This window comes from Limisphaerales bacterium (assembly GCA_014382585.1).
Classification (GTDB): Bacteria; Verrucomicrobiota; Verrucomicrobiia; order Limisphaerales; family UBA1100; genus JACNJL01.
Genome location: JACNJL010000061.1, coordinates 51,424 through 60,889, shown reverse-complemented (window position 1 = coordinate 60,889; position 9,466 = coordinate 51,424). Strand labels below are relative to the sequence as shown.

Annotated in this window: 13 protein-coding genes; 5 read left to right on the top strand and 8 right to left on the bottom strand. The window is 58.2% G+C overall.

Annotation, left to right across the window (positions count from 1 at the left end; translation table 11 throughout):
• The 7 genes from pilM to H8E27_14485 all read right to left on the bottom strand — a co-directional run.
• On the bottom strand, nucleotides 1-681 hold a 681-nt coding region (gene pilM / locus H8E27_14515), incomplete at its 3' end, for a pilus assembly protein PilM (GenBank protein ID MBC8326830.1).
• A 132-nt stretch (nucleotides 682-813) separates the two neighbouring features.
• Nucleotides 814-2,391, bottom strand: a complete 1,578-nt coding sequence (gene murJ / locus H8E27_14510; GenBank protein ID MBC8326829.1) for a murein biosynthesis integral membrane protein MurJ — start codon at nucleotides 2,389-2,391, stop codon at nucleotides 814-816.
• Entirely contained in the window at nucleotides 2,391-2,834 is a 444-nt protein-coding gene (locus tag H8E27_14505; GenBank protein ID MBC8326828.1) for a dihydrofolate reductase, read from the bottom strand. Before H8E27_14505 ends, murJ begins: the two co-directional genes overlap by 1 nt.
• 70 nt (nucleotides 2,835-2,904) lie before the next feature.
• Nucleotides 2,905-3,222, bottom strand: coding sequence for a type II toxin-antitoxin system RelE/ParE family toxin (locus H8E27_14500; GenBank protein ID MBC8326827.1), 318 nt, complete (start codon nucleotides 3,220-3,222; stop codon nucleotides 2,905-2,907).
• Nucleotides 3,159-3,386, bottom strand: a complete 228-nt coding sequence (locus H8E27_14495) for a hypothetical protein (protein ID MBC8326826.1) — start codon at nucleotides 3,384-3,386, stop codon at nucleotides 3,159-3,161. Before H8E27_14495 ends, H8E27_14500 begins: the two co-directional genes overlap by 64 nt.
• Nucleotides 3,387-3,526: 140 nt before the next feature.
• A complete protein-coding gene (locus H8E27_14490; protein MBC8326825.1) occupies nucleotides 3,527-4,321 on the bottom strand; it encodes a thymidylate synthase in 795 nt (264 codons plus the stop codon).
• Nucleotides 4,322-4,406: 85 nt separating this feature from the next.
• A complete protein-coding gene (locus H8E27_14485; protein ID MBC8326824.1) occupies nucleotides 4,407-5,396 on the bottom strand; it encodes a threonylcarbamoyl-AMP synthase in 990 nt (329 codons plus the stop codon).
• 171 nt (nucleotides 5,397-5,567) lie between these two features.
• Between H8E27_14485 and trpD the strand changes: the two genes are divergently transcribed.
• The 5 genes from trpD (at nucleotide 5,568) to H8E27_14460 (ending at nucleotide 8,871) form a co-directional block, all read left to right on the top strand.
• On the top strand, nucleotides 5,568-6,602 hold the full coding sequence (trpD, locus tag H8E27_14480; protein MBC8326823.1) for an anthranilate phosphoribosyltransferase: 1,035 nt from the start codon (nucleotides 5,568-5,570) through the stop codon (nucleotides 6,600-6,602).
• Entirely contained in the window at nucleotides 6,602-7,096 is a 495-nt protein-coding gene (locus H8E27_14475; protein MBC8326822.1) for a DUF2752 domain-containing protein, read from the top strand. The genes trpD and H8E27_14475 overlap by 1 nt, the downstream gene beginning before the upstream one ends.
• Nucleotides 7,097-7,189: 93 nt before the next feature.
• A complete protein-coding gene (locus H8E27_14470) occupies nucleotides 7,190-7,417 on the top strand; it encodes a hypothetical protein (protein ID MBC8326821.1) in 228 nt (75 codons plus the stop codon).
• A gap of 6 nt (nucleotides 7,418-7,423) precedes the next feature.
• Nucleotides 7,424-8,479: a DUF975 family protein gene (locus tag H8E27_14465; GenBank protein MBC8326820.1), complete on the top strand. Its 1,056-nt coding sequence runs from the start codon at nucleotides 7,424-7,426 to the stop codon at nucleotides 8,477-8,479.
• Nucleotides 8,476-8,871 carry a hypothetical protein gene (locus H8E27_14460; protein MBC8326819.1) on the top strand — a complete coding sequence of 132 codons (396 nt, stop codon included), beginning with the start codon at nucleotides 8,476-8,478 and terminating at the stop codon, nucleotides 8,869-8,871. The genes H8E27_14465 and H8E27_14460 overlap by 4 nt, the downstream gene beginning before the upstream one ends.
• Here H8E27_14460 and H8E27_14455 read toward each other — a convergent pair.
• Nucleotides 8,814-9,377, bottom strand: a complete 564-nt coding sequence (locus H8E27_14455) for a shikimate kinase (protein MBC8326818.1) — start codon at nucleotides 9,375-9,377, stop codon at nucleotides 8,814-8,816. The genes H8E27_14460 and H8E27_14455 overlap by 58 nt on opposite strands.
• Between the last annotated feature and the right edge of the window lie 89 nt (nucleotides 9,378-9,466).

Here is a 9,466-nt window from a genome sequence, read left to right as displayed (position 1 = left end):
CTGTGCCCAGTCGAGGCCGCTCTCGCGGGAGAATTCCTGGGTGACGGCGTTGGCCCCGAAGTTGATGCTGCGCATAAAGAATTTGCCGCCTTCTTCGATGAACAATGCGTTGGCGGTTTTGGCTCCCACGTCCAACAATAGCGAGCAGCCTTCGAGCTCGCCGTAGTTGTGCATAAATGAATTACGCAGTGCCGCGGCGGAGCCGTCGACGATGGCGAGCTTGAGGCCGAGGTCATTGCACACGGTGGAGAGGCTGTCGATGATGTCCAGCTTGAGCGCCATGAGCATCACTTCCAGCTCGCCGGTTTCCGCGGTGCCGAGGATTTGATAATCCCATTCCACTTCGTCCAGCGGGAAGGGGACGTTTTGCTGAGCCTCGTATTGGATGATTTGGCCCACCTTGCTGCCTTCCACCGGCGGGGTGCGCAAAAATTTTGTGAAACTCTGGTAACTGGGCGTGCAGATGTGCGCCTCGAGCCCTTTGGCGCGGATCTCGTGGCGGTCGAGCGTGTCCTGCAATACCTCCTTGAGCAGCCCCACGCGGTCGGCTTCTTCCAGCCCCCGTTGACCCAGCGACACCACTTCGTAGCGTGACAGCACCAAACTGCCGCTCGCTTGAGGCTCGAATAACGCCACCTTCAAGCTCGCCGCGCCGCAATCAATGGCCAAAAATGGTTTCATTTGAAATATCCAACAGATACAGCCGGGAAAAACTGCCCCCGCCCCCTGTCTCTCAGGCTGCTACCTCGCCAACCCGTTAAAACAATGTACCCCGAAAAAGCAAATCCGCAAACTAATTAGGCAAAAAATAGGTCATTCCGGCCGCTTTCTCCGGAATACTCCAAGAATCGCCTTTGCTGAATCCACTCCCGCCAAGCCACACACCGCCCAGTAAAAAATCCCCGCGCTAAACAACGGCCCGAAAACTGCCAGCAACCGCGCCGATACCGCAGCACTTTCACCACCCAAATCCAAGTACCCACGCCCCACACCCCAAGCCACCCAACCGGCCAGCATCGCCAGCACCATCATCACCGGCAATTGCCGCCGCAACCCCGGCAACGCAATCGGCGCCAACTCCTCCCGCCGCCGCAACGCCCGCCACAAGAGCACCGCGTTCAAGGTGGAGCTGATCGTATTTGCTATGCCGAATGCCCCTTGCTGCAAATTGTCCTTAAACTGAAACACCAACGCCAATGCCAAAACCAAGTTCAGCACCAAACACGCGATGCTGATTTTCACCGGCGTCCGCACCTCGCCCAACGCATAAAACGCGCGCACCAAAATCAGCACCAACGAATACCCCGGCAACGCCGGTGCCAGGCATTTCAACGCCCACGCCGCCCGCTGCGTGGCCGCCTCATCAAACGCGCCGTACTGAAACAGCAGTTGCACGATCGGCTCCGCCATCACAAACAACAGCACCGCCGCCGGTAAATTCAAAAACAACAAGTGCCGCGCGGCTTCATCTATACGCGCGCGGAAATCGCCGTACTTTTTCTCCGCTGCCAACCCCGCCAACGTCGGCAATAAAAACGTCGCCATCGAAACGGCAAACAATCCCTGCGGCAATTCCAGCAAGCGCACCGCATATCCGTACGACGCCACCACGTGCCCGCCCACAAAAAAACCAATGCAATAGGTCGCCAACACATTGATCTGAAACGCCGCCACGCCGATCACGCCCGGCCCCAGCCGACTCATTATTTTCCGAACCGATTCATCCGCCCACGGCGAAATCCATTCCGGCCGAAAGCCTTCCTTCCACAACGCCGGCAATTGATAAAGCAACTGCGCCACCCCCGCCACCAACACCCCCACCGCCAGTGCAAATACTTGATCTTCCAGCTCTGTCCCATACCGCGGTGCCAACCACAGCACCGCGGCGATCATCACCCCGTTCAAAATCAATGCGCCCAGTGCCGGCAAAAAGAAATGGCCGCGCGAATTCAAAATCCCCATCGCCACCGCCGCCAAACAAATCAACAACAAATACGGAAACACCCAACGCAACAGCTCCAGCATCAATGTTGTTTTCGCGCTCCACTCTCCCCACTCCAGCGCCGCCGTGACCCCCAGAAGCCCCACGCCCACCACCGCCGCCAGCACCACCACCAACCCGCTCATCAACGCATTGGCCGTGCGCCACATCGCGACCTCGCCCTCCGTTTTTTCCTGTTCCTTGAAAACCGGAATGAACGCCGCCATCAATGCCCCCTCGCCCAGCAACCGCCGGAACAAATTGGGAATCATAAACGCCAACACAAACGCCCCGGCCACCAGCCCGTCGCCCATGAACCGGGCGTAACATATCTCCCGCACCATCCCCAGCACCCGACTCGCCAGCGTGGCCCCGGCCATCGCGCCGGATGATTTCAGCAAGTCCGCCATTAGTTCATTTCACGATTTCGATAATGCACAATGCAAAATTCCTTTTCCGCCCGCAGCACCGCCACCTCCTCAAATTGATTTTCAAACTCCGGAAAAAAAACATCCCCCTCCACCTCACGCTGCACAATCGTCAGCAACAAATCCGAACAACGCGGCAACGCCTGTTCATAAACCTGCGCGCCGCCCGCAATAAAACACGTGCGCCCCTCCAAGCGCGGCGCAATGTCATCCAACGACCGAATTACCTCCACCTCCGGATGCGAAAAATCCCCGCGCGTGAGCACCAATGTTTCTCGCCCCGGCAACGCCCGCCCAATCGATTCAAACGTCCTGCGCCCCATCACCAAAACCTCCCCCATCGTCGCTTGTTTGAACCACTTAAAATCCTCCGGCAAATGCCAGGGAATTTCCAAGCCATTGCCAATCACCCGATTGAGCGACATCGCCGCGATCGCCTTGAAGACAGGTTGAGGGTTGAGGGTTGAGGGTTGAGGGGATTGCAAAAAGTTCTCCTTAAAATTTTGGCTCGCTCCGCGCGCCGTGCCACACCGCCATCACCGCCATCACCACCACGCGATCCGTTTCCACCCGATAAAAAATCCGATAAGGCGACACAGGCACTTCGCGGATTTCCGCTTCCGTCATCGGCGCGTATCGGCGACCCATTCGAGGGTGCCGTCGCAGCGCCTCCACCTTGTCCACCACCGACATTCCGAAACGCCGTGCGGCATCAGGATTGTCGGCGGCAATGTGCTCGACGAGCAGTCTCAAGTCGTCGAGGGCTTCGTCTTCCCAGTGGATCCATTGGATCCATTGGATTTGGCGATCCATTCGTCAATCAATCCCGACACCTGTTCATTGGGCGTAGCGCCGCCGCCCTCGGCCAAACGCCGCCGCAAAGTCGTTTGCAGCGCCAAGTCCTCAAGAATCTCCGGCGCCGAGGCATCCTCGGGCATTCCCCCGACCTTTTCCAAAACCCATTGCCGATCCGTCATACCGAAAGCATTTATCATTCAGCAGATAATTGAAAGGAAATTGGGTTGGTTGATAGCTGATGGTTGATGGTTGATGGACTTGAGATTCGACCGCACTTGATTTCATGCCCTCAACCTTCAACCATCATCCCTCAACCCACCTAAACCGCCACCGCTGCTTTAATGTGCGGATGCGGGTCATACCCCTCCAATTCAAAATCCTCAAAAACAAAATCGTGAATATTCTGTACATCCGTGTTCAGTTTCATCTTCGGCAAAGCGCGCGGTTCGCGCGAAAGTTGCTCGTGCGTTTGCTCTAGATGATTGGAGTACAAATGCAAGTCGCCAAAGGTATGCACAAATTCGCCCGCACGCAGGCCGGTGACTTGGGCAACCATCATTGTAAGCAGCGCGTAGCTGGCGATGTTGAACGGCACGCCGAGAAACAAATCCGCGCTGCGTTGATATAGCTGACAACTCAATGCCCCATCGCGCACGTAAAATTGAAAAAACGCGTGGCATGGTGCGAGCGCCATTTGATCCAGCTCACCCACGTTCCAAGCGCTGACAATCAGGCGGCGGCTGTCGGGATTGGTTTTGATTTGCGCAATGACCTCGTCGATTTGATTGATGCCCCGCCCATCCGGCGCGCGCCAGTCGCACCATTGCGCACCGTACACGCGGCCAAGATCGCCATTTTCATCCGCCCATTCATCCCAAATCCGAACCTTGTGTTCATTGAGATAACCGATGTTCGTGTCGCCTTTGAGGAACCAAAGCAACTCGTGAACGATGCTCCGTAAGTGCAGCTTCTTCGTCGTGCACATTGGAAACCCCTCGCGCAAATCAAATCGCGCCTGCGCACCAAACACCGACAACGTCCCCGTTCCCGTGCGGTCATCCTTCCGCTTCCCTTTCTCCAGCACGTGCCGAAGCAAATCCAAATACTGTACCATACCGGGCGAGAATGCCGTTGACGCCCGCCGCCGTCAAACGAACGTCATTCCCAAACTATTACCGAAGCCGTACCCTGGCATGACCTCATCCCCCCGCCCGCGCCAACCGATCCGCAATCCCCTGCCACTCCGCCGTCTCCGGCACGGCTTCCAGCACAATCAGCTCCGCCCCTTCGGCATCGCATTGGTGCAGCTCGGCGTACAGCGCGCGCGCGTAGGTTTCGGGATCGTTGGGTAAAAGACTCACGCGGCCAAAGCGTGTGCCGGGCACGATGCACGTGCGGGCAATGACGCAAACGCGATCGTGCGGCGTGCGCGAATAGGCGATTTGATTTTCCAAATCGTCCGCGTCCGACCACGCCAAAACCAACAGCCGCGCGTTCGGCGCGTAATGGCGCGGCAACTGGCCGGGGCTTTTCAAAATGCCTGTTTCATTTGCAGCCGCCCCTTCCGGCCACACCGCCGCAATCGCTTCAGCAGAAATCATTCCCGGCCGCAACACGCGCACCGCATTGCCCGCCACTTCCACCACCGTCGATTCAATCCCCACCTCGGACGCGCCGCCATCGATGATCAGCGGGATGCGCCCGCCCAATTGCGCCGCCACGTGCGCGGCGGTGGTGGGCGAAACCTGATTGGACACATTCGCGCTCGGCGCGGCCAATGGAAACCGACACGCGAGAATCACTTCCTGCATCAACGGATGCCCCGGCCAACGCACGCCCACCGTGTCCCCGCCCGCGGTGACGTTATCCGGAATCCCCTCCGCCTTCGGCAACACTAACGTGAGCGGCCCCGGCCAAAACGCGTTGGCCAACGCAGCGGCGGCGGCGGGCCATTCCGCCACGCAATCGCGCGCCATCGTTTCATCCGCCACGTGCACGATGATTGGGTTGTTCGCCGGCCGATCTTTGGCCTCAAAAATTTTCGCCACACACGATTCGTCCAACGCATTTGCCGCGAGGCCATAAACCGTTTCCGTTGGCAACGCCACAAGCTGGCCGTGACGCAATGCCGCCGCCGCTTGCGCGATCGCTTCGGTAAAGCAATCGTCGGTCTCAGTTTTGAAAGTGATGGTTTCCACGCGGCGCGCAATGTAGCGGAGGAAGTGAGTGGTGAGTAGAGAATAGTGAGGTGTAAGGTAGGGCGTGCTCACCGAGCGCGCCGTGGCGGTTTCGGAGAAACCGCCCTACCCACCCCGTAAAATCCTTGTACCGCGCACAAAGAACCCCGACCCTTCCCGCCGATGCTCAACACGTTAACTGAACAACTCCGCGCGGGCACCGATCTCAGCGGCGAACAAGTCACTGAAGCGGTTCAGCAAATGACCGCCGAGAATGTGACCGCCGAAACGAAGGCAAAATTCCTGACCGCCCTCGCCGCCAAAGGTGAATCCACCGAGGAGCTGGCCGCGTTCGCCGGTGAGCTGCGCGGGCGGGCCACTGCCGTGCCGCTCAATGACGTCACGCGCGCGGGCGAAATCCTCGATGTCTGTGGCACAGGCGGCGATGGCCTGAACACCTTCAATCTATCCACCACCGTTTCGATTTTATGTGCGGCGGCGGGCGTCACTGTCGCCAAGCACGGCAACCGCGCCATCACCAGCCAAAGCGGCAGCGCCGATGTGCTCGCGGCGCTGGGCATTCCTACTGACCTTTCGCCCGCCGATGCGGCGGCTTCGATGGACGCGCACGGATTCGCGTTTTTGTTTGCGCCACTGTATCATCCCGCATTTAAAAATATTGCCCCCGCGCGCAAACTCTGCGCCGAGGCCGGCCAGCGCACGCTCTTTAATTTCCTCGGGCCATTGCTCAATCCCGCGCGTCCCACGGCGCAACTCATCGGCGTGCCGCGCGCCGGGCTCACCGAACCGATGGCCAAGGTGTTGCAAACCCTCGGCATCGAACGCGGCATGGTGGTGTGCGGCAGCGCGGACGGGAAACCGATGGACGAACTTTCCACGCTCGGCGAAAATGCGATTGCCGAATTTTATCAGGATCGCGGCTTTTCCACGTCCACGCTCAATCCTGCCGACCTCCCGTTGGCCAGTGCCACACTCGCCGACCTTGCCGGTGGCGATGCGGAAACCAACGCCGGCCTCATTCGCTCTATCTTAAGTGGCGAAGACCAAGGCCCCAAACGCGAGGCAGTTTTATTAAACGCCGGCGCAGCATTGTTTGTCGCCAACGCCGCCGCTTCCATCAGCGCCGGGATGGAACTCGCCGCCGGCGTCATCGACGATGGCCGCGCGGCTGCCAAGCTTGCCGCGCTTGCAAACTAATGCCCGACGAACCGCCCATCCTCGCTGCCGCTGAAAACGTTTTCAAACCGCGCCAAGCGTGGAAACTGCTGCCCATTCTGGCGGTCACAGCACTCATCGCGGCGATCGTGTTCGTGCATCACAACGAACCGGTGGCCAACAAACAATATTTCCCGCAATGCGGATTCAAAAAAGTCACGGGCCTCGATTGCCCCGGCTGCGGCGGGTTGCGCGCCACGCACGCGCTGACGCACGGGCGGCTGCTCGCGGCGGTTCAGTTTCACCCCGGCTTTGTTCTTTCGCTGCCGATTGTTGGGTTTCTATTTTTTATGTGGCTGCGCGAATGGCGGCGGCGTGGCGAAATGCCCTTGCCATTGGCGCAAAATGAATGCCATCAACCGCTAGTTTGGATCGCGGTAATTTTTATTGCCCTTGGCGTGGTGCGGAATATTCCGATCGCTCCGTTTAATTGGCTCGCCTCGCCGCCGGTGGCAGAATCGGCTGCGGTGAAATAGGGCTGCGCCCGCGGCACGCAGTTTTGCCTCGCGGCAACGGTGATTTCCTGATAATATCAAAACGCTCTTTGACCCCCGGGGGGGATGTGGTTTGTGACCAACATCGTCATCCCCCTCGGCGCGATCAAATGTAAAAATGATCAGTCCAACGGACTGGCTATGACGACGAGTATTTTGTGGTTCCTGTGCGATTGGAATTGCTGCTGCCCGAGTGCTGCTGCCCGAGTGCTGCTGCCCGAGTGCTGCTGCCTGAGCATTGCCGCGGGGATTTGGGTGATTGTGATTTTGAATAAACCCGAAGTGAAGGCGGTTTTTCGCTAATTGATTATGAGCCAATATATTATCATCGGCGGGGACGGCAAGGAATACGGGCCGGTTTCAGCGGCAGAAGTACACGAGTGGGTAAAGGGCGGACGCGCCAATGGCGATACGCGCATTAAACCCGAAGGAGCTGAGGATTGGTGGAGCTTGCGTGATGTGCCGGAAGTAGCGGCCGCTTTGGCGCCGCCCGTTGCCCCGCCTACCCCGCCCCCCTCTTCCTACGGCTCACCGGCATTTCCGCCTGAAATGGGGCTGGGGCAGGATCCGCCTTTGCCGGCGGATGTGTTTACGCGCGATCACAGTGTTTGGAGCGCAGGTTGCTTTGAGCGGGGGTGGGATGTTTTTTCCAAATACATGGGCGGATCCATTGGCGTGTTCGTGTTATTCATGGTCATTATTGTCGCCATCATTTTGTTTTCAATCATCCCATTCATCGGCATATTCTTCAGCCTCGCGTCGATGATTTTTCAGCCGGTGTTGCTGGGCGGGTTGATGTATTTTTTTATCAAGGCGCAGCGTGGCCAAAATCCGGATGTGGGAGATTTGTTTTCCGGGTTCTCACGAAACTTCGCCGGGCTGTTTCTGGTAAATTTCATTCAAGGCCTGATCATTTTGGCCACGATGATTCCCGGGCTGGTGATGATGGGCATCGCCATCGGAGCACCTCTATTGGAGGCCATCCGAACCAAGTCAGTGCCGGACATCGGCGGAGCCAGCGTGCTCCTGATCATCGCGGGCGTGTTCGTCATGATTTTGCCGGCACTCTATTTGGGTATTTGCTGGGCGTTCGCCCTGCCGCTGGCGGTGGATCGGCGAATCGATTTTTGGCAGGCTATGCAAACCAGCCGCAAGGTGGTGAACAAGCATTGGTTCCAGCTGTTCTTCTTCTTTATGATCGTGGGCATCATTGCTGAGTTGGGAATTCTAGCATGCGGCGTGGGGCTCCTGTTCACAGCGCCACTGGCCTTTTGCATTAACATGGCGGCTTATGAGCACTTATTTGGCGCACGCACGGGCAATCCGGCGGGCGGGACGCCAACGCCACCGATGCCCCAACCATGAAATGGGTTTGCCTGATGGCGAACATGACGGTGCCCGGGGTGGGCACACTCATTTGTAAACGTTGGGTGAGTGGTATGCTTCAATTGGTGGGTTCCATCATCGGCTTTGCGTTGCTCGGCTATTGCATTTATGAATTTTATCACGCGTTGAAAAACTACTCGGCAAGCATGAATGGCGAGGTGGACGATATTTCCGCAGCGCTAAAACATTTGAGCAGCGGCATGATGGGGCCGTTGGTGACGGGGGCGGTGGGGGTGATTATTTTGAAGGCCGCCTGGATCTGGGCGCAGGTGACCACGGCGCAGGTGTTTAAGGCGGAGAAAGCGGCGGAGGCTCAGGAGGCTGCAGTAGAATCAAACGAAGTGCCGCCGCCGCTGGATTCCTCGAATTGATGCTTCACTTGGGCGATGACGACGCGTTGGGGGCGGTGCTCGGTGTTGATGATGACGTCGGCCTTTTTGTAATGCGGCTCGCGCTCGGCCAATAGTGCACGGATGATTTCCAGCGGATTTTCCTGCTGCAATAACGGGCGGTGGGTTTGGTGCCGGGTGCGCTCGTGTAACGCCTCAGCGCCGGCCCACAGGCAAACGACGAGAGCGTGCTGTTTGAGGCTTTCGAGGTTATCGGGACAGGTCACCGCGCCGCCGCCGGTGGCAATCACCAACCCGCGCCGCGTTTCGAGGCCGGCAATGGCTTCGCGTTCCAGTTTGCGAAAAGCGCCCTCGCCGGCGGTGGCAAAAATGTCACTCACGGGAATGCCGGCTTCCGCTTCCACCAGCGCATCGGTGTCCACAAACTCAAACCCCAACCCGCCCGCCACCGCGCGGCCCACGGTGGATTTCCCGCAACCCATAAATCCCACGAGGGCAAGATTTTGGATGGAGCGCAGGTCAGACACAGGCGCACTTTGCCGGATAAATCCCCATTTATCACGCCTGTTTTATTTCATCCCATTTGGATTGGGCGTCTTCGTGTCCTGGCGGTTCA

Bases quoted from the DNA above. Each gene is read 5' to 3' on its own strand.
- H8E27_14460 (MBC8326819.1), top strand. From the start codon at position 8,476: ATGAAATGGGTTTGCCTGATGGCGAACATGACGGTGCCCGGGGTGGGC.
- H8E27_14490 (MBC8326825.1), bottom strand. From the start codon at position 4,321: ATGGTACAGTATTTGGATTTGCTTCGGCACGTGCTGGAGAAAGGGAAG.
- H8E27_14465 (MBC8326820.1), top strand. From the start codon at position 7,424: ATGAGCCAATATATTATCATCGGCGGGGACGGCAAGGAATACGGGCCG.
- H8E27_14495 (MBC8326826.1), bottom strand. From the start codon at position 3,386: ATGACGGATCGGCAATGGGTTTTGGAAAAGGTCGGGGGAATGCCCGAG.
- murJ (MBC8326829.1), bottom strand. From the start codon at position 2,391: ATGGCGGACTTGCTGAAATCATCCGGCGCGATGGCCGGGGCCACGCTG.
- H8E27_14505 (MBC8326828.1), bottom strand. From the start codon at position 2,834: ATGTCGCTCAATCGGGTGATTGGCAATGGCTTGGAAATTCCCTGGCAT.
- H8E27_14500 (MBC8326827.1), bottom strand. From the start codon at position 3,222: ATGGATCGCCAAATCCAATGGATCCAATGGATCCACTGGGAAGACGAA.
- H8E27_14475 (MBC8326822.1), top strand. From the start codon at position 6,602: ATGCCCGACGAACCGCCCATCCTCGCTGCCGCTGAAAACGTTTTCAAA.
- trpD (MBC8326823.1), top strand. From the start codon at position 5,568: ATGCTCAACACGTTAACTGAACAACTCCGCGCGGGCACCGATCTCAGC.